At 40.9% G+C, this 25,304-nt stretch carries 21 protein-coding genes; 11 read left to right on the forward strand and 10 right to left on the reverse strand.

Annotation, left to right across the window (positions count from 1 at the left end; translation table 11 throughout):
* Window positions 1-8 precede the first annotated feature (8 nt).
* Complete coding sequence (locus EHW67_RS12625) at window positions 9-1,241, reverse strand: M48 family metallopeptidase (protein ID WP_126162754.1); 1,233 nt, start codon at window positions 1,239-1,241, stop codon at window positions 9-11.
* A gap of 65 nt (window positions 1,242-1,306) precedes the next feature.
* Window positions 1,307-2,116, reverse strand: coding sequence for a TrmH family RNA methyltransferase (locus tag EHW67_RS12630; protein ID WP_126162755.1), 810 nt, complete (start codon window positions 2,114-2,116; stop codon window positions 1,307-1,309).
* A gap of 71 nt (window positions 2,117-2,187) precedes the next feature.
* Here EHW67_RS12630 and EHW67_RS12635 point away from each other — a divergent pair, with 71 nt between their 5' ends.
* Window positions 2,188-2,994 carry a DUF6503 family protein gene (locus EHW67_RS12635; RefSeq protein WP_238389919.1) on the forward strand — a complete coding sequence of 269 codons (807 nt, stop codon included), beginning with the start codon at window positions 2,188-2,190 and terminating at the stop codon, window positions 2,992-2,994.
* A gap of 81 nt (window positions 2,995-3,075) precedes the next feature.
* On the opposite strand, the gene EHW67_RS12640 is transcribed toward EHW67_RS12635, so the two are convergent.
* From EHW67_RS12640 to EHW67_RS12650, 3 genes are all read right to left on the reverse strand, one after another.
* Window positions 3,076-4,374 carry an amidohydrolase family protein gene (locus EHW67_RS12640; protein ID WP_126162756.1) on the reverse strand — a complete coding sequence of 433 codons (1,299 nt, stop codon included), beginning with the start codon at window positions 4,372-4,374 and terminating at the stop codon, window positions 3,076-3,078.
* A 12-nt stretch (window positions 4,375-4,386) separates the two neighbouring features.
* Window positions 4,387-7,335: an amidohydrolase family protein gene (locus tag EHW67_RS12645; RefSeq protein ID WP_126162757.1), complete on the reverse strand. Its 2,949-nt coding sequence runs from the start codon at window positions 7,333-7,335 to the stop codon at window positions 4,387-4,389.
* Window positions 7,336-7,510: 175 nt separating this feature from the next.
* Window positions 7,511-8,578 (reverse strand): DUF3810 domain-containing protein, encoded by a 1,068-nt coding sequence (locus EHW67_RS12650; protein WP_126162758.1) that lies wholly within the window; start codon window positions 8,576-8,578, stop codon window positions 7,511-7,513.
* A 71-nt stretch (window positions 8,579-8,649) separates the two neighbouring features.
* Here EHW67_RS12650 and EHW67_RS12655 point away from each other — a divergent pair, with 71 nt between their 5' ends.
* A complete protein-coding gene (locus tag EHW67_RS12655; RefSeq protein ID WP_126162759.1) occupies window positions 8,650-10,113 on the forward strand; it encodes an aminoacyl-histidine dipeptidase in 1,464 nt (487 codons plus the stop codon).
* A gap of 157 nt (window positions 10,114-10,270) precedes the next feature.
* Complete coding sequence (locus tag EHW67_RS12660; protein WP_126162760.1) at window positions 10,271-10,729, forward strand: CBS domain-containing protein; 459 nt, start codon at window positions 10,271-10,273, stop codon at window positions 10,727-10,729.
* Between the two features lie 203 nt (window positions 10,730-10,932).
* On the opposite strand, the gene EHW67_RS12665 is transcribed toward EHW67_RS12660, so the two are convergent.
* Genes EHW67_RS12665 through EHW67_RS12675 form a run of 3 tightly spaced genes read right to left on the reverse strand, consistent with a single transcriptional unit; the run spans window position 10,933 to window position 13,615 of the window.
* Window positions 10,933-12,039: a peptidylprolyl isomerase gene (locus tag EHW67_RS12665; protein ID WP_126162761.1), complete on the reverse strand. Its 1,107-nt coding sequence runs from the start codon at window positions 12,037-12,039 to the stop codon at window positions 10,933-10,935.
* A gap of 29 nt (window positions 12,040-12,068) precedes the next feature.
* A complete protein-coding gene (gene gldI / locus EHW67_RS12670) occupies window positions 12,069-12,602 on the reverse strand; it encodes a gliding motility-associated peptidyl-prolyl isomerase GldI (RefSeq protein WP_126162762.1) in 534 nt (177 codons plus the stop codon).
* Window positions 12,599-13,615, reverse strand: a complete 1,017-nt coding sequence (locus tag EHW67_RS12675) for a DHH family phosphoesterase (RefSeq protein WP_126162763.1) — start codon at window positions 13,613-13,615, stop codon at window positions 12,599-12,601. Before EHW67_RS12675 ends, gldI begins: the two co-directional genes overlap by 4 nt.
* A gap of 287 nt (window positions 13,616-13,902) precedes the next feature.
* Here EHW67_RS12675 and EHW67_RS12680 point away from each other — a divergent pair, with 287 nt between their 5' ends.
* Window positions 13,903-14,841 carry a calcium/sodium antiporter gene (locus EHW67_RS12680; protein ID WP_126162764.1) on the forward strand — a complete coding sequence of 313 codons (939 nt, stop codon included), beginning with the start codon at window positions 13,903-13,905 and terminating at the stop codon, window positions 14,839-14,841.
* A gap of 456 nt (window positions 14,842-15,297) precedes the next feature.
* Here the strand turns inward: EHW67_RS12680 and EHW67_RS12685 are convergent, their stop codons facing one another.
* Window positions 15,298-16,311 (reverse strand): glutamine synthetase beta-grasp domain-containing protein, encoded by a 1,014-nt coding sequence (locus EHW67_RS12685; RefSeq protein ID WP_126162765.1) that lies wholly within the window; start codon window positions 16,309-16,311, stop codon window positions 15,298-15,300.
* Window positions 16,312-16,511: 200 nt separating this feature from the next.
* Here EHW67_RS12685 and EHW67_RS12690 point away from each other — a divergent pair, with 200 nt between their 5' ends.
* From EHW67_RS12690 to pyrF, 6 genes are all read left to right on the forward strand, one after another.
* Window positions 16,512-18,698, forward strand: a complete 2,187-nt coding sequence (locus tag EHW67_RS12690; RefSeq protein WP_126162766.1) for a glutamine synthetase III family protein — start codon at window positions 16,512-16,514, stop codon at window positions 18,696-18,698.
* Between the two features lie 88 nt (window positions 18,699-18,786).
* Window positions 18,787-19,965: an AIR synthase related protein gene (locus tag EHW67_RS12695; RefSeq protein ID WP_126162767.1), complete on the forward strand. Its 1,179-nt coding sequence runs from the start codon at window positions 18,787-18,789 to the stop codon at window positions 19,963-19,965.
* 49 nt (window positions 19,966-20,014) lie between these two features.
* On the forward strand, window positions 20,015-20,455 hold the full coding sequence (locus tag EHW67_RS12700; protein WP_126162768.1) for a QcrA and Rieske domain-containing protein: 441 nt from the start codon (window positions 20,015-20,017) through the stop codon (window positions 20,453-20,455).
* 254 nt (window positions 20,456-20,709) lie between these two features.
* Window positions 20,710-21,696, forward strand: a complete 987-nt coding sequence (locus EHW67_RS12705; RefSeq protein ID WP_238389921.1) for an FAD:protein FMN transferase — start codon at window positions 20,710-20,712, stop codon at window positions 21,694-21,696.
* Window positions 21,697-22,218: 522 nt separating this feature from the next.
* Complete coding sequence (gene prfA / locus EHW67_RS12710; protein WP_126162769.1) at window positions 22,219-23,295, forward strand: peptide chain release factor 1; 1,077 nt, start codon at window positions 22,219-22,221, stop codon at window positions 23,293-23,295.
* A gap of 5 nt (window positions 23,296-23,300) precedes the next feature.
* Window positions 23,301-24,119, forward strand: a complete 819-nt coding sequence (gene pyrF, locus EHW67_RS12715; protein ID WP_126162770.1) for an orotidine-5'-phosphate decarboxylase — start codon at window positions 23,301-23,303, stop codon at window positions 24,117-24,119.
* Between the two features lie 5 nt (window positions 24,120-24,124).
* On the opposite strand, the gene EHW67_RS12720 is transcribed toward pyrF, so the two are convergent.
* Window positions 24,125-24,322, reverse strand: coding sequence for a hypothetical protein (locus EHW67_RS12720; RefSeq protein WP_126162771.1), 198 nt, complete (start codon window positions 24,320-24,322; stop codon window positions 24,125-24,127).
* A gap of 184 nt (window positions 24,323-24,506) precedes the next feature.
* On the opposite strand from EHW67_RS12720, the gene EHW67_RS12725 reads away from it, so the two are divergent.
* The gene (locus EHW67_RS12725; RefSeq protein WP_126162772.1) at window positions 24,507-25,286 is read left to right on the forward strand and encodes an alpha/beta fold hydrolase; all 780 of its coding nucleotides are present in this window, start codon (window positions 24,507-24,509) and stop codon (window positions 25,284-25,286) included.
* Window positions 25,287-25,304: the final 18 nt, after the last annotated feature.

Raw genomic sequence — 25,304 nt, forward strand, 5'->3', positions numbered from 1 at the left:
AACAAAAATCATGCCTTTAAGTTCTTAATTCGGGACATTAGGGTTGGATGGGAATAATGCATAAAAACATAAGCGGGGTGAGGGGTGAGGTTGCTTAGGCTGTTCTTGGATAATTTTTTCAACGATGAAATCAAGGGTTTGGGGGCAAAGGTGTTTTTTGCAAAATCGTCTGCCTGATACTCAAACTTTCGGGACATATAGTTCATGATCAATCCCGTAATTTCGGAAATGGGACTGTAGAGGATGCCGAAACCTATTAGGGCGGCGTGAAAACTGGGCTGTGAAACCCCAATGGCCAATGAAATTTCGGGATTATTTATAAATAATGATAGAATGAAGAGGGTCAGCCCAGTGAGCAAAATGGAGGCCGATAGATTAAATATTATATGCTTTTTTTTATAGTGTCCCACTTCATGGGCCAGGACGGCTACAATTTCATCTTCTTCCAGATCATTGATCAATGTGTCGTATAGTGTTATTCGCTTTTCCTTTCCAAATCCGGAAAAATAGGCATTGGCCTTGGTAGATCTTTTGGAGCCATCTATGACAAATACGTTCTTAAGTTCAAAGCCCACTTGTTTGGCATAGGCTTCAATCTTGCTTTTTAAGCTCCCTTCCTCCAAGGGGGTTTGTTTATTGAACAGGGGAACAATTAATTTACTATAGAACAGGTTCATGAAAAGGGAGAAAACGGCCATCAGTGCCCAGGCATAGATCCAGAAATTGGTCCCTGCCCATTGAAAGAACCAAATGACCAGTGCCAATAAACTGCCTCCTATTATCATCATCATTAGCCATCCTTTTAGCTTGTCAATCCAAAATAACTTTTTGGTACTTTTATTAAAACCAAACCTTTCCTCAATTACAAAGGTTCGGTAGTACGAAAACGGTGTGGTTATTATATCGTTTCCAATCATGATAATCCCAAAAAATAGCAATGCATTTAGTATAGGGGAATCACTTATATTTCTAGCAATACGGTCTACCCATTCAAATCCTCCAAAAATTAAGAACGACAGCGTCAATGCCAACGAAAAAACAGAAGTGACCAGTCCAAAACGATAATTGGTTTTTTTGTATTGCTGTGCTTTTCGATATTCTTCCCGGTCAAATACATCACTTAATTCATTGGGTACCGCATCTGAATAGCGCTTTGCATTAAGGTACTCCAAAAAAGTTTCAATTGTAAATTGAATCAATAGGATGGTAATTAGAATATAAAATAAGAAGCTACTGTTCATTTATAAGGTAATTGGTTGTTTGGATAATCATTTAAAGTAAAGGCAACTCCGTTTAAGGAATTATTTTAAAATCCTCTTTGTCTTCTTGCTTCAAAGATAAGTATTGCAGCGGATACGGAAACATTCATGGAGTCTATTTGGCCATGCATGGGAATAATGATATTCTGGGTGGCGTTTTGCAGCCATTCATTGGAAAGTCCCGTTGCTTCTGTGCCCACTACTATGGCTGTAGGTTGGGTAAGATCTACTTTTGTGTAAGATTTGGAGGCACTTAAAGCAGCACAATTGATTGCTATTTGATGTTGTTTTAAATAGTCAAGAACTTCGGTTGTGGTACCAAGTGCTGTTTTGGTGGTGAACAGGCAACCAACGCTACTGCGAATGATGTTTGGATTATAGAGGTCTCCCCTTGCATTGGCAATTATGACACCATCTAGGTCGGCGGCATCGGCGGTACGCAACAAGGCGCCAATATTCCCCGGTTTTTCGGGGGCTTCCGCTACTAAAATAAGTGGATTGTCATTCTCAAATTGCAGGGTGTCCAAACTGTGTTCTTTGGTTTTTCCTAATGCCACAATGCCTTCCGTGGTATCGCGATAGGCTATTTTCTGATAAATTTCTTTAGAAATACTGATAATTTCCGGGGCAGGGACAGTATTCTGAATAATATCTTGAATTTCATCCAAAGAAATTAATTCTGGGCAGAAAAGGACGGTCACCAATTGATACTCCCCTTTTAGAGCCAACTGTAGTTCTTTTTTTCCCTCTAGAACAAAAAGTCCCTTTTTTCTTCGCTCCCTTGATTTTTCCTTTAGGGAAAGGATATTCTTCACCGTGGGATTTTGAGGGCTGGTAATTGCTTTGAGATAGCTCATTGGTGCAAAAATAAAATATTATCGTAAAGTTACCCGAAGTTGTTCGACAAATGGGGAAACTAAATAAAGATATGATGAAATATATTGCTATGGTTCTGGTGTTCGCCAGTGTGTTGTCCTGTAAATCGGACACCAAAAAAATAGAGTCGGTCAAAGAAGGGCATGGCGCCAAAAAGGAGGTAAATGTAAGTATACCGGGTTACCCAGAGGCGCTAATGAAAATTTTTGAAAACCATGGCGGTATTAAAAATTGGAAGAATAAAAAGACCTTGGTCTTCCAAATAGGTGAAGAGCAACATACTATAGACCTTCAATCCAGAATGGATAGGATAGATGGTCCGGGGTATTCCCTGGGATTTGATGGGGAGAAGGTTTGGCTTCAGGACGTGGACAAAGCGTATAAGGGAGACCCTGTATTTTATCATAACCTGAGATTTTATTTTTTTGCCATGCCCTTTATATTGGGGGATAAGGGTATTATTTATGGCGAAACAGAAGATTTGGAATACGAGGGGGTACGTTACCCGGGAATAGCCATTAGCTTTAAATCCGGAACTGGTGTATCTTATAAAGATGAATATTTTTTGCATTACGATCCAAAAACATATGAAATGGCATGGTTGGGCTATACGGTGAGTTACAGGAGCGGAGAACGATCCAATAAGGTGAATTGGATAAGATATGATGATTGGAAGGAGACAAACGGACTAAAGCTGCCTGTAGCATTAACATGGTACAGTTCAGAAGGGCGTGCCATTAAAGCTCCAAGGAAGCCTGTTGTATATGAAAAAGTAGAGATTAGTGAACAGGCGTCATCTCCAAGTTTGTTTAAAAAGCCCCAAAATGCCGTTTATGTAGAAGGTAAGGTACAAGAGTAATTATTTACAAAAGAAAAGGAGGGGGGGTAACCAGTTAGTTACTCCCCCTTTTTCATTTTTTATTAGAGTAAGGATATTGGGTTATTTACCATTGTATTTTCCCATATATCTTTTCCATAATTCAGTTTGGTGCGTCTCCAAGGAAATATCCCTACCATCAATAAAGGCATTGGACAATTGGTTGGTACGCATGTCCAATGCATCTCCTTCAGAAATAAATAAAGTGGCACTCTTGCCAACTTCCAGGGTTCCGTAGTTCTTATCTATACCGAGGATTTTTGCAGGATTTTCTGTAATCAGTTGCAGTGCTTTTTCTTTGGAAAGTCCTTGTTGAACAAGTTGTCCGGCATAAAAAGGTAAGTTTCTGTTTTGAAAATTTTTCGCATCAATGTTCTGTATGGCTACCAATAGACCGGCTTCTGCAAGTAATTTGGGAAGCCTGAAAGGGAGGTCGTAATCGTCATCTTCAGAGACGGGCAAGTTGTGTGGGGCCCTGACCAGAACAGGTATTTGATGCTGCTTTAAGAAATCCGTCAATTTATAGGCGTGGTATCCCCCAACAAGAACAACTTTTTTAATTCCCAAGTTCTTGGTATGGGTAATGGCATCCACAATTTCCTTTTCACTATCTGCATACACATATAGTTTTTGGGTTCCTTGGAAGAGTCCCTGTGAAGCTTCAAATGCCGGATTAACACTGGGGGCGGCACCGTTTCCATAGGCAGTGGCATTGTTAAAGAAATGGACAATTTCCACAATTTTATTTTGGTAATCTTTATTGGGTACATGCCTTCTATCACGCCGTGCCGAGGAGTACTCTCTTCTAAAACTCTTCGGCCAATTTAGGTGTATGCCGTCATCAGTCTTTACCACGGCATCTTCCCAATTCCAAGCATCGAACTGCACAATAGAGGAGGTTCCGGAGATAGTTCCGCCCTTTGGCGATATTTGTCCCAGAAGTACCCCGTTTGGACGCATACTTTCTACTACCTTGGATTCCGCGTTGTAGGCTATTAAACTTCTAACATGCGGAATTATATTCCCAATTTCATCTTTGTCATTGGAGGCCCTTACCGCATCTACCTCTATCAGCCCTAAAGAGGCACAAGTTGTGATAAAACCAGGGTACAGATGTTTCCCTTTGGCATCTATACGCCTGCCTTTCCTCGCGATTCTGGTTTTAGCATCCCCTACGAATGTGATTTTTCCACCCTCGAACATTACAAGGGAGTTCTCTATGACCTCTCCATTTCCTAAATGGGCCACTGCCCCTTCAATAGTAATGGCTTCTTTTTGTGCTGCAGCCGGTGTTTGCTGTGCTATACCCTTTAACGAGATGGTTAAAAGGGCAACTGTTATGGTATATAGTATATTTTTCATCTTTTCTTATTTTTAAAGACTATCGCAATGAAGTTGTTCTTGGTCTTTTTTCTTGGGTTCCTGTGTAGGGCTACCTTTGTCTTTCTCTTGCAACATAAGGTTTATCAAAAGGGCCTTTTCTTTTTTTATGGCCTCCCTTTGTTGTTTGTCCTTTTCAAGATCAAAATAAACCGCTCCATCAATAAAGGTTTTTTCCGCTTTGGCATAGACTGATAGGGGGTTGGCGCTCCATAAAACAAGGTCGGCATCCTTTCCTTCCCTTATGCTGCCCACCCTGTCATCTATATGCAAGAGTTTAGCGGGGTTTATGGTAACCATCTTCCAGGCCTCCAACTCTGTCATACCACCATACTTGACCGTCTTGGCGGCTTCTTGGTTTAACCTTCTGGACATCTCCGCATCATCACTGTTAATGGCAACGGTAATGCCTTGGCTCTGCATAATGGCGGCATTATAGGGAATGGCGTCATTTACTTCATATTTATAGGCCCACCAATCGCTAAAGGTGGATGCGCCCGCCCCATGGGCAGCCATTTTGTCGGCCACCTTGTAGCCCTCCAAAATATGGGTGAAGGTGTTGATCTTGAAATCAAATTTTTCGGCCACTTTCATCAGCATATTAATTTCGCTCTGCACATAGGAATGGCAGCTGATAAAGCGCTCTCCATTAATAATTTCTGCTAGGGTCTCCAGTTCTTCATCATGTCTATATTCTTCTCCACTTTTTTTCTTTAGGTCATATTCTTTCGCACGTTGGAAATAGTTTATAAAGGTCTGTTCCACTCCCATCCTCGTCTGGGGGAACCTACTATAACTGTTCCAATTGGATTGTTTTACATTCTCCCCTAGGGCAAATTTTATAAATTTTGGGGAGTTCTTGTAGATCAGTTCATCTGCATTGGCGCCCCATTTAAGTTTAAGGATTGCTGATTGCCCACCAATAGGATTGGCAGAACCGTGTAATAGTTGGGCAGAAGTTACGCCACCGGCCAGATTGCGATAAATTCCAATGTGTTCTGGGTCTACTACGTCCTCCATCTGTACCTCGGCCGAAGAATTCTGACCGGATTCATTGATTGACAAAGCTGCTATGTGGGTGTGTTCGTCTATTATTCCAGCTGTAAGGTGTTTGCCAGTGGCATTGACGATAGTGGCTCCAGCAGCCCTAAGGTCCTTCCCAATTTTGGCAATTTTACCATTTTTAACTAGTACATCGGTATGCTCTAAAATGCCCTCTTCCTCACTGGTCCATACCGTGGCATCTTTGAATAATGTGGTTTCTTGTTTCGGTTCTTGGCTGTAGCCATAACCAATATTGGGATAGGTTACGGGGACTACAACCGGTTTTTTATCTGTTTCATTTTTTTCCTTTTTGGAGAAAGCCTGGGCTTTTACGGCGCTAAAGGTAGTTTCTGTACCATTGGGAAGAATGAGTTTCCCTTTAATTTGGTCTGGGCTAGGAGGAACTAAGGCTGTTAATCGGAACACTTTGTCACCTTCTTTATTGTTAAATGAAAGGTTCATCCAATTGTGCTCATATTTTATTTTGGAACTCAATTTGTCCTCACCTTCTTTGACCGCTGCTTTGGGCTTGTGAAGCTCCCCTTTTATGGATAGCTGATAGGTTTTTCCTCCAGCCGTTAAATTATAATCTCCACGGATGTCGGTTAGGGCTTTGTCCTTTACAAGGTGTTGTTTTCCCTGTACCCAATTTTCATAAAGCACAGTCTTGTTGTCGAAAATATCGCCAGATGTAATAAGGAAATTGGCCTGACTACCACTTTTTAGTGATCCAATTAAATTGGATTTGCCCAAGATTTGGGCGGGAACCGTGGTAAGGGCTTCCAAAGCTTTTGTTTTGGACAAGCCATATTGTATAGCCTTGGACAAGTTTTTCTTAAAAGAGGAAGCGGTTTTTAGTCCGTGTAGGGTTAGGCCAAAAGTAATGTTATTCTCTTCCAGAACTTTTGGGTTCAAAGGAGCTTGGTTCCAAGACCGCATATCTTCCAAACTAATATGCTCTGCCAAATAGGGGGCGGAAACATCATAAGGATCTGGAAAATTAATGGGAACAACCAAAGTAGCATTGGTGGCTTTGATATCGGCCACATTTTCATATTCATTGCCACCTGCCAGTATGGTGTAGTCAATATTAAACTTATCACCAATCTTATCAGCTCTCAAAACATTGTCTTTATCACTGGCCTCAAATATTTGGACGAGGTTTTTGTTGGCATTCAATGCTTCCAAAGAACGGTCTTTGGTGTCCACCTTGCCTTTGGCATACCAGTCCGAATCATAGTACATTTGCCGTAATAGGGCCAATGCTCCCATTAGGGATGTAGGGTAGGCCTGTCTTTTCGCTACACTTTTGGTCAATGAAAAGTACTGTGCCGATTTATCGGCCAAAACCCTATCGGCATCCAAGCCCTTATCGTTCAAAGCAATTAATGCTCCGGTGCCCCTGGCTATTCCGTCTTGTATATGGGTGTTGATGACTCCAAATCCTAGATCCCGTAATTCCTTTGCTTTTTTACTATCGTATTTAAACTTGGAAATGGCATTGTTTTCGGGCATAATATGGTCGTTCCAATAAAAGCCTTCCCTAGAGGGGCCGTATTGGGCAGAACGTCCGGAAGAGGATGTTCTCTTGGGCTTTTCCACCCCAAAATCGGAATATATGTCGATGAAGGAAGGGTATATGGTTTTTCCGGTAAGATCAACAACAACTGTGTTTTCTGGGAGTGATAAGGATTTGCCTGTCTTTACCACTTTGCCATTTTGAATGAGTAAGGTTCCCCCATCCAATATTTCCGTTGGTGTTACGTAGATCTTCGCATTTATTAACGCGGTAAAATTGTTGTTTTCTGCTTTTACTCCATCGTTTTTTGGGAAGTATTCCTGTGCACTTAAGGATATACAGCACAGAAAAGTGAGGAGTAGTAAAAATGGTATTCTCATAGATTTTAATAATGTTCGTTCTTAATAGGGGCTAAAAATAGTATTTCCAAAAATTAATACCCACCAAGCACAGTTTTTTTTGAGCCTGTATGGGTATTAATGCAATGCGAATAATTGTACTGCCGCTATATTTGGGATAATTTATTTATGCTTGTTAATTTTGAGGGATCCTTATTTAGAGTGGGTTTTTTTGGTAGTAGTTTATCAATAACGATACCACGGCATTGTAGCTTTTTATTCCTTCTTTTTGGTTATTGGCCTTTAAGAAGGAATTGAATATAGCTTTAAAAACGGGTTCCATGGGGTTTGCGTGTGCCTCCCAGAAATTGGCCACTTCCTTATAATTTTTTTGTACCCCAGGATTAAGTTTGTTGTATTCTTCCCTAAAAACGGTCTTATCCCGTCTTGCCAGCTCATTAAGGCAGTAGCTAAGGGCGTAGGCATAGGCAGAGTATTTGAAATAAATATCCTCATTGTTTACGGTAACCAAATATCCTATGAAGTTGGTTTCATTTTCGGCAGAAAACCCTAATTGATGCCCTATTTCATGCCCGCATATAACCGGGAACCTAAACTTTGGCAGACGGCTATTGGCTTGGGCCTCATTGGTAAATGGGTTTAAATATCCGCCATACCCCATATAGGTCAGTGCTGTGCTAAAAAGGGATTTCTTTAGGCTTGGCCGTTTATAACTGAACAATGGAAACTGTTTTTCAAGGGACGCATAACCATCAATAGTACGGTCCAAAATTTCTTTTTTGCTATAAGGGACTTGAACTAATTGGCTACTGTCACGGGTGATTTCAAATTGGGTTTCGTTGGTTTTTTGGACTAGTTGGCCTACTAGTTTAACTAAGTCTTGCTCATTTTGCGATCCTTTTATTTCCAAGGTTTTGGCCAAGGGCTCACGGTAGTAGTTTAGTCCCCACATTAGATTAAACGTAAAATAGGCTACAGATAATATCATTATAACATCCCTTAGAAAACCTAGGGGTTTTTGTTTAATGTCTTTTCTGTACACTACCAAATACCTTATTCCTAAAATTATCAGCAGGCCGTAGATGATATCGCCTACAGAGAATGGCACCCATCCCAAAGCGGAACGCCAGATACCGGAAATAAAGGGATAGATCCCCTTGCTGTAATAGGCTTCTATTAATTCTGGATAACTCCCCAGCCACTTCACCAAAATTACCTGTGGAAGTAGTGAAAGGGCAATGGCATTTTTTATTTTGTTGTTCATCGGGCCAAAAATAATCAATAATCTAGCAAGGTTATTTTTCTATCTGTATTTTTGAACCTTAAAGTAAATATATGAATGAGGAAATAAGGGATTTAGAGCCCAAGGAAATTTGGAACAAATTTGCAGATTTAAACGCAGTGCCAAGGCCATCAAAGCATGAGGAAAAGGTTATACAATTTATGTTAGACTTTGGAAGGGGCTTAGGCTTGGAGGTCTCCAAGGATTTGGTTGGTAATGTAATTATTAAAAAACCGGCAAGTAGGGGAATGGAGAGTAGAAAGACTGTTATTCTACAGTCCCATTTGGATATGGTACATCAAAAAAATGCGGATACCGTTTTTGATTTTAGCACCCAGGGCATAGAAATGTTTGTTGATGGGGATTGGGTACGGGCAAAGGGAACCACATTGGGAGCCGACAATGGCCTAGGTGTGGCAACGATTATGGCACTTTTGGAGAGCAAGGAGATACCGCACCCTCCATTGGAGGCATTGTTTACCATAGATGAAGAAACAGGCATGACAGGTGCCAAAGGACTCCAGGGGGGGGTATTGCAAGGTGAAATTCTATTGAATTTGGATACTGAGGAAGATGACGAAATTGATATAGGTTGCGCAGGGGGTATAGATATAACGGCCAGGGGTACTTACAATCAGGTTGCCCATGATACAGGATATACTACCTACCAAATTGCTGTTAAGGGATTGTCTGGAGGACATAGCGGAATGGATATTCACAAGGGTCTTGGTAATGCCAATAAGATTATGAACAATTTGTTGCTGTTAGGGCAGGAGCGGGTTAATCTTGGGGTCATAGAAATTGATGGAGGCGGATTAAGAAATGCCATCCCACGGGAAAGTGTTGCCTTGGTGGCGCTAAAGAGTGCGGAGTCTGATAAATTTATGGAACTGTTCCAGGCTTGGTCAAAGAATTTAAAGGCAGATTTTAGTGCTGTGGAACCTAAGCTAAGTATAGAGGCCACACCTTTGTCCGTTCCGGTGTCACTCATGCAGACCGAAGCCCAGAATGCTTTGTTGTTGGCCATTAAAAATGCTCACAACGGAGTGTATGCCATGAGCAAGGCCATGGAGGACTTGGTAGAGACCTCTAACAATATTGCTAGGGTAGAAGTGAAAAATGGAACTATTAAAATAGCCTGTCTCACGAGGTCTTCGGTAGAAGCGGGAAAAAATGAACTGGCCAATAAGCTCAAGGAAAATTTTGAGGAGGCCGGTTATGAGGTTTCATTAAGTGGGGACTACCCTGGGTGGCAGCCAAATCCAGATTCCGAGGTGCTCAAGGTTTTGCAAGCCAAGTACGTTGAACTGTTTAAGGAACAGCCCAATGTAGTGGCCTGTCATGCCGGTTTGGAATGTGGTATACTTGGACAGAATTACCCAGAGGTAGACATGATAAGTTTTGGTCCCACTATAAAGGGAGCCCATTCCCCAGATGAGCGTGCCAGCATATCATCATTGCAAAAATTTTGGAAATTCATTTTAAAGGTATTGGAAGAAACACCGGTAAAGGGCTAAGCTGCCTGTTATGTGTTGACTATTGCCCAAGTATGCATTTTTCTTGGTGAATATAGTGCTTTTGTACAATGTTTTATGGTCTTTGGGACCTCCCGTTTTTTTTTGGGAATAGCGCTAAATTTTCTTATATTTAAAGAAGGGATAAAATTAATGTGCTATGGGGATCAAAAGTTTTCGGGGACCAAGGGTAAAACAATCCAACGAAGAGCCGCCTCTAAGGGTTAAGGATTATATGACCAAAAAACTAATTACTTTTAAACCGGAACAATCTGTTGAAGAGGTTATCGTAGCCTTGTTAAAATACAAGATTTCTGGTGGTCCTGTTGTGAACAATAACAATGAGCTGGTTGGGATTATCTCGGAGGGCGATTGTATAAAGCATATAAGTGAAAATAGGTATCACAACCTACCGAGTTCCAATTTGACCGTAGAGGGGCATATGATAAAGAATGTAGAGACCATAGATGGCAATATGAATATCTTTGATGCTGCCAATAAGTTTTTGAACGAAAAAAGAAGACGTTTCCCTATAGTGGAAAATGGTAAGCTGGTAGGTCAAATTTCCCAGAAAGATATTCTTAAGGCCACCTTACAGCTTAAATCGCAGAACTGGTAAAATGCTTACTTGTACCTGCTCTAGGGTTGGACTTCCGGTTACTCCAAAATGTTAGTTTGTATTCTTGCCAATGGGCATTGAATTATATAAACAACGGATAAGCTATCTAAAACATACAAAAAAAACCGTCCCCAAAAGGCTCTGTTTATCAGAGAACTTTTTGGGGACGGTTGCTTTTTATGTCTATTGGGCAATAGGCCAGACTACTGGGCTATACCGGTAATTTCCAAATCGAAGACTAGTTTTGAGTTGGGAGGAATTGGACCATATCCGGATTCTCCATAACCCAAATGAGACGGAATAAACAATCGTACCTTGTCGCCAACCTTCATCTCCATAAGGCCTTCTTTAAAGCCAGGGATAATTCTTGCCTCTGGACTATAATCCATGGGGACTGCTTCGTAGCCGCGCCCTTGTTTTCTGGCTTCGTTGTATGCTCCGTATTTCTTGGCAATATCTTCATAATTGCTATCAAAAAGAGATCCATCCGATAAATATCCGGCGTAAAGCACGTTTACTTTTTGGCCAATCTTGGGTTGTTCTCCTTCACCTTCTTTTAGGCGAAGGATTTTTAAGCCTGAAGGAAGTTCTGTGGCCTCGTCTTCCTGAGCGGAAATTTCCGAAACAAAATCCGTTTTCATTTTTTCCATAGCCTTGGTGCGTTCTTCTTCCTCTGCAAAATAATCGCTCATTATCTGAACCGCATCAAATTTCCTGGCCTCTTTACCATTTCTTATGATGTCTACCTTGTTCATTACCACGTCCTCAACAGGTCTATCGCCCTCTGCAGTTTCAACATTGGCTATGCTGTCCACCACGTCCATTCCTTGAACAACCTCTCCAAAAACAGTGTGTCTTCCGTTTAGGAAAGGGGTTTCCTTGTGGGTGATAAAAAATTGACTTCCATTGGTGGTAGGTCCGGCATTGGCCATAGATAAAATACCAGCTTTATGGTGGGTAAGGGAGTCGTGGAATTCATCCTTGAATTTGTATCCAGGATTACCACTTCCTGTACCTGTGGGGTCTCCTCCTTGAATCATAAAATCCTTAATGACCCTATGGAAGATTATGCCATCATAATATTTTTTTCCTTTTAGGCTGTCGGTTACAAAAGGGTTTTCACCTTCCGCAAGGGAGACAAAATTGGCCACGGTCAAAGGTGTTTTTTTGTACTCCAATTTTAGAACGATATCACCTTTGGTGGTATTGATATCTGCGAAAAGGCCATCGCCCAAATCGGCATGTTTGCCAGACTTGCAGCTGGTAAAAGCTATTGATATGACGGCGAATAATACATAAATTCTCTTCATTGTACTTAAGTTTAATTTGGATTGTTTTCTTATTGTTTATCTATCTTTATTACGGTAATAGTAGATTTAATAGGCACATTGATCCCTATTTTATTATCGTCTCCATGATAGCCGAATGCTAAGGATGAAGGAAATAAAAAGGTGGCGGTTTCATTCTCTTTTAAAAGTTTTACACTGTTGCGCAAACCGGGAAAAAGACTTTGTTTGTCCACCTTGTAAGTAATAATACCAATATCTTCCTTAGAATAAATAGTGTCGTTGTTGAAGGTCATTATATTGTACTGCAGGGTTACCAAGTCGTCTGTCTGTGGATAATAATCGGCTTCCTCGTTCCGTTTTATATAATGGTACCATGAGCCACCGCCACTGTGGAAATACTCGTTCAGGGAGTCGTTTGATATAATGTTCAACATCAGCTGTTCTTCTTGGGCCAAGAGCTCTTTGTTGCGTTCTACGGATTTCTTTAGAACACTTCCCGTTTTCACCTCTACTGGTCTTCTTGCTTGTGGTTCCTGACAGCCTATTAGAACAACGCTTAGGATAAAGAATAAAAGTTGTTTCATGCTTTTAGGTGGTCTTTATAATTTGCTAGCAGTGATTTGAACAATGCTACCGTTTCTGCCATGGGGAGTTCACTTCTACCTCCTGCGGCATTGGTATGTCCGCCTCCATTAAAATGGGCACGGGCAAATTCATTGACAGAAAAATCCCCCTCCGATCTAAAGGAAATTTTAATTATGCCTTCTTCCTTGTTTTCTATAAAAATGACGGCAAAAACAATTCCGTCCAGGGTGAGGCCGTAATTAACAAATCCTTCCGTATCCCCCTTTTTGTATTGGTAGGTATCCAGCTCCTCTTGTGATAAGGTGATATAGGCTGTAGCAAAATCTTCCATGATTACCATGTTCTTTAAAGCACAGCCCAATAGATGTAGTCTGCTAGGGGTGTTGGTGTCGTAGACCTTATTATGGGCCTTTGTGTTTTTTGCTCCTTTTTCAATTAATTGTGCTACAACCTTATGGGTGCGGCTAGTGGTAGAGGCATACTTAAAAGATCCGGTATCGGTCATTATTCCGGTGTAAAGGGAAATGGCAAGGTCTGGTGTAATATGATCCGTACCTTCTAGGCCCTCTATAACATTGTATACCATTTCACAAGTAGAACTCATGCTTACGTCAGAGTAAGTGATTTCTGCATAATCGGCAGGCGCCTGATGATGGTCTATCATTACAAATTTAGCCTGGGCCTCTTCCAATAGTGGTTGTAGTTGTCCGATGCGTCCCAAATGATTAAAATCTAATGTAAAGATTACAGTAGCTTGCTTTATAAGGGCCTTTGCCTTAGTTGTATCCCATTCAAAATTAATGATCTGATCACTGGATGGCATCCATTTTAGAAATTTGGGAAAATCGTTGGGAACAATAATTTGGGCTTCCTGGCCAATACCCCTTAAATAGTGCCACAATCCCAATGTGGAGCCTATGGCATCCCCATCTGGATTTTTGTGCGGTATGATTACTATTTTTTGTGGTTCGCTCAATAACGCCTTAAGTGCCTTGGTGATTTCTAAATTCATGCGCCCAAAGATACAATTTAATAATATATACCATTAGGGCAGGACTCTATTTTTACAGGAGCTATTAAGCTTGGTTTTACGGGAGGTTTGGAAAGGGATTTCCTACTTGTAATAGTTTTTGTGGCGCTAAAGTTTGATTTTGAGCTCTTATGATATTTTGCGCTAATCATATTCTTTTATACGAGAGCGTTGGATTGCAGGGGCGTATTTAAGTTATAGATTTTTGCAGTTGGGAATAAGGGTGAAAAAAGTCCTATTCTTGGTTATATTTGTCGGAAAACAAATTGATGTTGGATATACTTTTTATTGTACTTGGACTTGTTTTATTGATTGTAGGGGGTAATTGGCTTTTAAAGGCAGCTGTTGCCTTGTCGATGAAGCTGAGCATTCCCAAAATTGTTATAGGGATGACGGTAGTATCCTTTGCTACGTCGGCTCCGGAGTTGATTGTGAGTGTTAACGCGGCCTTGGAGGGTTTTCCTGATTTGGCACTTGGCAATGTAGTTGGGTCCAACATAGCCAACTTGGGGCTGGTGTTGGCCATTACCATTATTTTAGGCAGTATAAATGTTAGGTCCGGGTTTTATACAACGGACTGGCCAGTTATGATGTTGGCTTCCCTGTTGTTTTTTGGATTTATTTATTTTGATGGGGAAATTCAGCGATATGAAGGATTTATTATGGTCCTGGTGCTATTCTTTTTCTTGGTATATCTCTTGCGCTTTCAAAAATCTGCCGTGGTTGATGAAATGCCCGAAGACGATGTGCCCCTGCCATTGTACAAAACTGTTCTTTATCTGGGAATAGGGGGATTGTCCTTGTGGGGCGGTTCGGAATTATTGATAAAAGGAGCGGTAGGATTGGCGACTTTCTATGGTGTGAGCGATAGGGTAATTGCCGTTACCGTAGTGTCTATTGGGACCAGTATACCAGAATTGGCAGCTTCCATTATTGCTGTTCTAAAAAAAGAGAAAGCTATATCCCTTGGGAACCTAATTGGCTCCAATATCTTTAACCTCTTGGCTGTTTTGGGTATTACCGCTATGGTGACCCCTATAAAAGTATTGGATCAAGGTCTATTGACAAATGATATTTTTTGGATGCTGGGCGTATCTTTTTTGATTTTGCCATTGGTGTTTTTGCCCAAGGGACTTCGTCTTGGTTGGAGGGACGGGGTCGTTCTCTTAGGGATCTATGTTTCCTTTGTGTATTTAACGATCACTTAGTGTCTAAAGAATTTAGATAAGCCAAATCTTAGTGGTAAAGGGAATGATAGAGATAATAGGTGTTTTCTGGTAGATTTTATGTTGGAACCGACTGTATATTGAGATAAATGCAATTACGGACTGGAAAGGTGTCTTCCTGAATTGGGTAATAAAAAAGGGATCAAACCCAAAAGTTGAGTGCGATTTGGATAAAAAATAGGCCGTTTCTTTGTTGCGTCAACCTACATAGTTCCGATAATGGGTCTCCTGCTTATTTTGGAGGGGGCTTAAGCTGTCCACCATTATATCCGTAGGTAAATTGGGTATCTAAATTAGACATTTGTGAATTCTAAATTAATACCCATCTTATAAAACCTATTACAATCATAAATAGGTGGCGCCTAAAAAAAAACCGCCCCTTTTAATTAAAAAAGGAACGGTCAGTAAAAATAATCAACAATTATTTTTATCTACTTTTTATACTTCTACCGATTTAACGGTTTTAACAATTCTTCCTGCAATTTTGTACGGGTCACCGTTAGAAGCTGGTCTTCTGTCTTCCAACCAACCTTTCCAGCCTTTTTGAACTGTAATGATCGGAATTCTAATAGAGGCACCCCTGTCGGAAATACCATAACTAAAGTCGTCTATAGAAGCTGTTTCATGGTTACCGGTTAAACGTTGGTCGTTAAACTCTCCGTAAACGGCAATATGTTCTTTAACTACAGGGCGGAAAGCCTCACATATTTTTTCGTAAACTTCTCTAGACCCACAAGTTCTTAATGTAGTGTTGGAGAAGTTAGCGTGCATACCAGAACCATTCCAATCAGTATCACCTAATGGTTTTGGGTGGTATTCTATGTAATAACCGTGTTTTTCGGTCAATCTGTCCAATAAATATCTAGCTACCCAAATCTCATCACCAGCTTTTTTGGCTCCCTTGGCGAACAATTGGAATTCCCACTGTCCACATGCTACTTCCTGGTTAATACCTTCAAAGTTAAGTCCGGCAGCGATACAAGCATCAGCGTGCTCCTCTACCAAGTCACGTCCGTGGGTGTTAAGACCTCCAACAGAGCAATAGTACATTCCCTGCGGCTTAGGGTAACCACCTCTTGGGAAGCCCAAAGGTAATCCCGTTCTAGTGTCCATAATGAAATATTCTTGTTCAAATCCAAACCAGAAATCATTATCCTCATCTTCAATTGTGGCCCTTGCGTTGGATACGTGTGGAGTACCATCGGCATTCATAACCTCGGTCATTACCAAATAACCATTTACACGGTGTGGATCTGGATATATGGCTACAGGTTTTAGGACACAATCAGAGTCTCCACCTTCAGCTTGACGAGTTGAACTTCCATCAAAAGACCAAATTGGACAATCTTCCAGTTTACCACTGAAATCTTCCTCGACCTTTGTTTTACTTCTCATGTTCTGTGTGGGCTCATACCCATCTAGCCAAATGTATTCTAATTTAGACTTGCTCATAATATGTATTGTTGATTTTATTATTAACGAGGACAAAAATAATAATTTTCCGCACATAGTCTATTTTTTGACGGGTAAATCGCTTAAAATGACATTATTTTTTTTGACCCCCCTGTTTTTTTTGGGGTTCTTTATTAAAAAGTTATTTTATGCTGATTATTTTGACGAATTGTTATTTTTGTGAAAAAAAACTAGAGTTTATGTCTAATCAAAGATTTAAGGCCATAGAAAACAGCCATATAAGAAGTAGTGTTGAGGTTGAGGAAGCAGGAAGGCGTTCCGAATATTTTGGAGTGAACGTTTTTAATGAAGAGCGTATGCTGCAATATCTAACTAAGGAGGCTTATGATCGGGTAAAGGCCGCTGTGGTCTCAGGGGCTAAAATAGATAGGAAAGTGGCAGACCAGGTAGCGGAGGGGATGAAGACTTGGGCCATTTCTATGGGGGCTACCCACTATACACATTGGTTTCAGCCACTTACGGGATCTACCGCGGAAAAACACGATGCGTTCTTTGATTTTTCTCCTGAAGGACGCCTAATGGAGAAATTTGGAGGTGGACAGTTGGTACAACAGGAGTCAGATGCTTCCAGTTTTCCCAATGGGGGTATCAGGAATACCTTTGAGGCTAGAGGTTATACGGCCTGGGATCCAACATCGCCCGCTTTTTTATACGGCACCACGCTGTGTATCCCAACAGTATTTGTGGCTTATACGGGTGAGGCATTGGATAATAAGGCTCCTTTGTTGAGAGCATTGGGTGCGGTAGACGATGCGGCCACCGCTGTGGCAAAATACTTTGATAAAAACGTATCCAAGGTCTACGCCACTTTGGGGTGGGAGCAGGAGTACTTTTTAATAGATAAATCCCTGGCTTTATCGAGGCCCGACATAAGTTTGACCGGCAGGACATTGATAGGTCACTCTGCAGCAAAGGGTCAACAATTGGATGATCATTACTTTGGAGTGATACCGGGGCGGGTACTGAATTTTATGAAGGATTTGGAAAATGAATGTACCAAACTGGGTATACCGGTGAAAACAAGACATAATGAAGTGGCTCCAAATCAGTTTGAACTGGCCCCTATATTTGAAGAGACCAACTTGGCGGTAGATCACAATCTATTGCTTATGGATGTTATGGAGAAGATAGCGGACAAACACCATTTTAAGGTGTTGTTTCATGAAAAACCCTTTGCCGGAATCAACGGTTCCGGGAAACATAATAACTGGTCGCTGTCCACTGATACCGGGGTAAATCTTTTAAGTCCCGGTTCTACCCCTATGAAGAACTTGCAGTTTTTAACCTTTTTTGTAAACACCATCAAGGCAGTGGATAATTATGAGGAGTTGTTGCGCTCCTCTATAGCCTCGGCCAGCAATGACCATAGGTTGGGGGCCAATGAGGCTCCACCTGCCATTCTATCAATTTTTATTGGAGAGCAACTGAACGAGGTGCTTAACGAACTGGAGGGGGTGTCCAAAGGTAAATTATCTCCTGAGGAAAAAACAGAATTAAAGTTGAATGTGGTAGGTAAGATCCCGGAAATTTTATTGGACAATACCGATCGTAATCGTACCTCCCCCTTTGCGTTTACCGGCAATAAGTTTGAAATGAGGGGAGTGGGATCCAAGGCCAATTGTGCCAAGCCCATGACTGTTCTAAATACCATAATGGCCAAACAATTGTTGTCTTTTAAGAAAGAGGTAGATCAGTTGGTAGATAAAAAGGGGCTGAAAAAGGATGAGGCTATTTTTAATGTCCTTAGAGAGTATATTAAGACCTGTAAGAGAATAAGGTTTGAGGGAGATGGGTATAGTGAGGCATGGGAGAACGAAGCAAAGTCCAGAGGGCTGAGCAATAATAAAAATACCCCACAGGCATTGAGAGTACTTACATCCAAGGAGAGTCTGGCACTTTTTAAATCCATGAACGTGATGAGCGAGATTGAGGTAAGGGTGCGTCAGGAGGTAGAATTGGAAGAATATGTTTCCCATATTCAAATAGAAGGCAGGGTCTTTACCGAGCTCGCCTATGGATATGTTATTCCTGCGGCAGTGGCCTATCAGAATAAATTGATAAAAAATGTTATGGGCTTAAAGGAGGTATATGGTGCAGCCCATAAAAAAATGTCCGAAAGTCAATTGGATATAGTAGAGCGTATCTCCGAGCACATTCGCGATATAAAGATAAAGACCGATGCCATGGTGGAAGAAAGAAAGAAGGCGAACAATATGGTAGACATCAACAAAAAGGCACTGGCCTATTGTGATCATGTGCGGCCATATTTTGATCAGATCCGTTACCATTGCGATAAATTGGAGCAATTAATAGGGAATGAGTATTGGCCATTGTCAAAATACAGGGAATTATTGTTCATTAAATAAATGTACGCTCATAAATTCTTAATTAAAAGCCCATAAAATGTGGGCTTTTTTTTGTGGATTCTTCTATTTTTGTCCCAAATTTATAATCATGAGCTCATCCAATAGTAAAAGATACGACCAAAGAGGGGTTTCCGCGTCCAAGGAAGACGTACACAATGCCATTAAAAATATTGATAAGGGCTTGTTTCCAAAGGCATTTTGCAAAATAGTGCCCGATTATTTGACCAATGACGAGAAGTACTGTTTAGTGATGCACGCGGATGGGGCCGGGACAAAATCCTCATTGGCCTATATGTATTGGAAGGAGACCGGGGATGTTTCGGTTTGGAAGGGGATTGCACAGGATGCCTTAATCATGAACGTGGACGATTTGATATGTGTTGGTGCCACCAATAATATTATGCTGTCCTCTACTATTGGTAGGAATAAAAATTTAATACCCGGGGAGGTGATTTCAGCCATAATAAATGGCACAGAGGAATTAATTTCCGATTTGGAAAAACACGGGATTACCATTAGGTCCACTGGAGGGGAAACGGCAGATGTGGGGGATTTGGTACGTACTATTATTGTAGATTCCACGGTAACAGCAAGGCTAAAGAGAAGTGATGTTATAGACAATGCGAATATAGAGGCCGGTGATGTCATTGTAGGCCTGGCTTCCTCTGGGCAGGCAAGTTATGAGAAGGAATACAACGGTGGCATGGGCAGTAACGGACTCACCTCTGCCCGGCACGATGTGTTCTCCAAATATTTGGCAGGAAAATACCCGGAAAGTTATGATGCCGCCGTTCCTGAAGATCTTGTATATTCCGGCAATGTTAAGTTGACCGATGAGGTGCCCAATGCACCCTTGGATGCCGGTAAATTGGTATTGTCGCCCACAAGGACCTATGCACCTATCGTAAAGAAAATATTGAGTAAGTACAATAGTAAGGACATTCATGGAATGGTCCACTGTAGCGGGGGTGCCCAAACCAAAATACTTCACTTTATAGATAATCTCCATGTGGTTAAGGATAAACTATTCCCTGTTCCGCCATTGTTTAAGTTAATTCAGGAGCAATCTGGGACCGATTGGAAAGAAATGTACCAAGTGTTCAACTGTGGACATAGACTGGAGCTCTACGTAAAGCCATCAATTGCCAAGGATCTCATTGCTATTTCCGAAAGTTTTGGCGTGCCTGCCCAAATTGTTGGTAGAGTAGAGGAGAGCGATGTTAAAAAACTCACAATTGATAGTGAGTTCGGGACCTTTGTATATTAAGGTATACGAATACTCTTATTTCTGCGTTGTTCTATTAAAAGTCTTCGTAATGGAAAGAAAGCAGTTTTTAAGAACACTAGGAAGCGGAGCGGCATTTGCGTTGGTGTTTCCCTGTGTAGGTGGTTGTTCAAAAGATAAAGCGGATGGAGATATTAAAGAGGAGCCATCGGGAGTGGACTTTACCATTGATCTGGATTCGGAAGAAGGGGCCAAGCTAAAGAACAACGGGGATTTTATCTTAAAAAACGACGTGGTGGTGGTCAAAAACCTCGAAGGTAATTTTGTAGCGGCGAGCCAGATTTGTAGTCATGAGGGCTATGATCAAGTTCGGTTTCAGCAAGAAGATGGGGGTATATTTGAATGTTCTGTGCATAATTCACGCTTCGCCCAAGATGGTACTCCGTTAAATCAGGTGGGCAGTACTCCTGCCAAACCCTTAAAAATATTTAAAACGGAGTTGAACGGACAGATTCTTCGAGTATTTGAATAATCCTATCTATTAAAGTTGTTGCGTAAAATGAATTATCCTCCAATTCCTTTATCCATTATGATCTTCGCTGTCTTATTGTGTATGTTCTGTTCAATGGTAGGCTACAGCTTTGGTTTGTTGTTTTGGTTGTCATTGGTTTTGTCTTACAGCGTTGCCATGATGTGCAATGCGTTTTGCGAAGAAAAATTAAGGTCTTCCAAAGTGACTGTTTCTAATAAAAGTACTACTAAATTAATATTTAAATCGGTAATAAGTTGAGGCTGTTAGTGATACTATTGTGGTTTTTTACAGCTCTTGTTGGGTCTGCCCAAGAAAAGAAGTTTGTTACCGTTCAGCGTACCGTACATTTAATGGGCGACAGTTTTGATATTAGCGTAGTAGCTGACAATGAAGAAATTGGTTATATAAATATTGAGGAGGCAGTTTCTGAAATAAAAAGAATTGAAAAGATAATATCTTCATGGGATGAAGAGTCAGAAGTTTCCCAGGTAAACAAGTATGCAGGGATTAAACCCGTAAAAGTAAGTGTGGAGCTTTTTAAACTTATAGATCGAGCCAATCAGATATCAGAGATAACCAGTGGGGCCTTTGATATTACCTTTGCTGGGATGGACAATATTTGGAAATTTGACGGGAGTATGAAATACCGGCCCACCCAAGAGCAGTTGATAAAATCCGTAGCCAAGGTGGGTTATAGGAAGATTGTTCTCAATGAGGAACAGCACACCGTATTCTTGAAGCTCAAAGGAATGAAGATTGGTTTGGGTGCAATTGGTAAAGGATATGCGGCCGACAAGGCAAAAGCCCTAATGGTAGAAAAGCAGGTGCGAGGTGGGGTAATCAATGCAGGGGGAGATCTAACCACTTGGGGGACCAAGGCTACAGGAGAGAAATGGTTGATAGGTATAGCCAACCCCCATGGCAAGGATAAGATATTTTCGTGGCTGCCGGTTTTGGAATCCTCCGTGGCTACTTCTGATAGTTACGATAAATATATCTCCTTTGAGGGAAAAAAATATTCCCATATACTAGATCCCCGTACCGGAAACCCTACCGCGGGGATAAATAGTGTATCTGTTTTTTCTAAAACGGCCGAATTGTCGGATGCCTTGGCTACTGCCATTTTTGTGCTCGGCGTAGATTCTGGTATGGCGCTCATTAATCAATTACAGGGAACTGAGGCCATCATTGTTGATAGCAGCAATACAATGCACAAAAGCAGTGGTATATTATTCAATTAGGCAACAGGTGTTGGCGTTCTTTTTTAAAACTGCATTGCAGTTACTTCTTCCAGGGATTCTGCTAAAAAACCTGATTAAATACTCGAAAATACCCTATAGGACCCTTTTTTAATTTGCTTTGAGCGGAAAACTGCCTGTTTTATAAGTTGTAATTATGCAAAACATTCACTAATTGTTTTCATCTAAACATCAATGCTGCAAACGAAAAGTACAGCTCTGGGTGGGCAAGAGTTTAGCTAGAAGGTAAATCGCTTTTTTACCTGGAAATGAGAGATGGTTATTGTTATAAGCAATGGAATTAGGGGTTAAGAACCCTGGTTTATGTCATGTTTGTTATTGATTGAACCTTCTTTTAAAAGAGAAGGGTAATGGTAAAAAAGTAAGGTTGTTGATATATAGTCCTAGGCAAAGAGTGTGTTCAATTGATAGGTTATAAAATAGAAAATTGAATTCATCTATTGAAAAGGATATGCTTAAATGTACAAATTTATCGTAAATTCGCAGTCCAAGTGTAGATTGTATATGATAGATAAATTAAATATAGTTAAGCAGCGTTTTGATGAGGTTTCCGATCTTATTATCCAACCAGGTATAATTGCCGATCAGAAGAGGTATGTGGCCTTAAATAAGGAATACAAGGATTTGAAGCAGCTTGTGGATAAAAGGGCGCTTTATTTGGAGTTGACCAATAATATTGCCGAGGCAGAGGAGATATTGGCAGATGGAAGTGATGCCGAAATGGTAGAAATGGCCAAGATGCAGCTGGAAGAGGCCAAGGAAAAACTTCCAAAATTGGAGGAAGAGATCAAATTTATGTTGATTCCCAAGGATCCTGAGGATGCAAAAAACGTGGTGGTTGAGGTTCGGGCCGGTACCGGTGGTGACGAGGCCAGTATTTTTGCAGGAGACCTGTTTAGGATGTATACCAAGTATTGTGAATCCAAAGGGTGGAAAACCAATGTGATAGATCTAAGCGAAGGAACAAGTGGCGGATATAAGGAAATCCAGTTTGAGGTTACCGGAGAAGATGTTTACGGGACGCTAAAGTTTGAGGCAGGAGTGCACAGGGTACAGCGTGTACCACAGACCGAAACCCAGGGTAGGGTGCATACCAGTGCTGCTACTGTAATGGTACTTCCCGAAGCCGAGGATTTTGATGTGCAGATAGATCCAAAGGATGTTCGTATCGATTTTTTCTGTTCTTCAGGACCAGGAGGGCAATCTGTGAATACAACCTACTCTGCCGTGCGTTTAACGCATGTGCCAACGGGATTGGTGGCCCAGTGTCAAGATCAGAAATCACAGCACAAAAACAAGGAAAAAGCCTTTAGGGTGTTACGTTCCCGTCTGTATGATTTGGAACTGGCAAAAAAACAGGAAGAAGATGCGGCCAAGCGAAATTCGCAGGTGAGCAGTGGAGACCGTTCTGCCAAAATTAGGACTTATAATTACCCGCAAGGTAGGGTAACGGACCATAGGATTGGATTGACCCTCTATGATCTTCAAAATATTATTAATGGAGATATTCAACGTATTATAGACGAACTTAGTCTGGTGGAGAATACGGAGAAATTAAAAGAAGCCTCTGAGACATTTTAAGACCTATGACCAGCCGTTTTTTAGTAGAACAGATTCGTAAAAAGGAATCTTTTTTGTGTATTGGATTGGATACCGATTTGGAAAAGATTCCAAAGCATTTATTAAAAGAAGAAGATCCTATTTTTGCCTTCAATAAGGCTATTATAGACGCTACACAGCATTTATGTGTTGCCTATAAGCCCAATACCGCCTTTTATGAGGCCTATGGTATAAAAGGTTGGCAGGCTTTGGAAAAAACCATTAACTATATCAATGCGAATTACCCAGAGATATTTACCATTGCCGATGCCAAACGCGGAGACATAGGAAATACCTCTACCCGGTATGCTAAGGCATTTTTTGAGGAAATGGGCTTCGATTCTGTTACTATAGCACCATATATGGGTAGGGATTCTGTAGAACCTTTTTTGGAGTTTAAGGACAAGCACACCATATTATTGGCCCTGACCTCCAATAAGGGGGCCTTTGACTATCAAACAAAAAAGGTAGAAGGGAAAGAACTTTACAAACAGGTATTGGAGACTTCTAAATCTTATAGGAATGCGGAAAATTTAATGTATGTCGTAGGGGCCACCAAGGCATCCTTCCTGGCTGAGATTCGCAATATTGTTCCAAATAGTTTTTTATTGGTGCCGGGAGTAGGGGCACAGGGAGGTAACTTAAAGGAAGTATGTGAATACGGAATGAATAAGGATGTAGGGTTATTGGTAAACTCCTCCAGGGGGATTATTTATGCATCGAACGATAGGCATTTTGCAGAGGCTGCCGCAGAAAAAGCAAAAGAACTGCAAGAGGAAATGAGTTTGGAGCTTAGAAGAAGTTAGACCTTTTACTGCATTTTGCCTTTTAGAATTTTATCAATTTTCATAGCCTTCAGTTCAAAAAACTCCGCTAGTCTAGTATCTGAACACCTGAAATTGGAAGCCTTGTCCATGAAATTTTGATATTGACGTTTTAATAGGCCCAGTTCATTGGTGTCTATGGTCATAGTTGTTACAGTACCCACTTTGCAATATTGATTTTTCATACTTTTTTTTGATAACAAATATAGCGATAAAGATGGGTCAGGGAGTGTTTTGGGTAGTCTATTGGTCTAATAATCAGGTAATTTGTCTATTTTTTAACCTTGAGTTAAAGCTGGGGACATGTTTTGGGATTTAGGGAGAAACAATGGATAAAATAAATAATGCTACTTTTATAAAAAATGCATATTGATAAGCTATAATACACATCGTCATCGGTCATCGGATAAATGGGTGACTTTTGTGCATGGGGCAGGAGGTAGTTCTACCATATGGTACAAGCAATTAAGGGAGTTTAAAAAACATTTTAACGTACTGCTTTTGGACCTTAGGGGACATGGCAATTCCAAGCCTCTTCTCACTGATGCCTTTAAGGAAAGATATACTTTTGATAGAATTACCGATGATATTCTTGAAGTGATCAATTATGAGAAAATTGATAAATCACATTTTGTGGGAATATCCCTTGGGACCATTTTAATACGTAACCTGGCCGAGAAGCACTCCCATAGAGTGGAAAGTATGATAATGGGAGGGGCCATAATGAAACTAAATCTTAGGTCTCAGCTATTGATAAAGCTTGGGGTTGCTCTAAAGTCGGTAGTCCCCTATTTGTGGTTGTACAAATTTTTCGCCTTTGTTATCATGCCCAACAAAAACCATAAGGAGTCTCGACTGCTCTTCGTTCGTGAGGCCAAGAAACTCTACCAAAAAGAGTTTATCCGATGGTTTAGGCTAACCTCCGAAATTAATCCCTTGCTCCGTTTTTTTAGAGCAGTAGATGTGGCTATTCCCACCTTGTACGTAATGGGAGAGGAAGATTATCTGTTTTTACCTACGGTGCAAAAATTAGTAAAGGATCATAAAAGCTCCCGTTTGGTAGTGGTAGAAAATTGCGGACATGTGGTAAATGTAGAGCGGCCTCATTTTTTTAATGATACCGTAATTAGCTATCTCTTGGCAAAATAGCCTTTGTGAAGAGGTATC

This window comes from Arenibacter aquaticus (assembly GCF_003957295.1).
GTDB classification, from domain to species: Bacteria; Bacteroidota; Bacteroidia; order Flavobacteriales; family Flavobacteriaceae; genus Arenibacter; species Arenibacter aquaticus.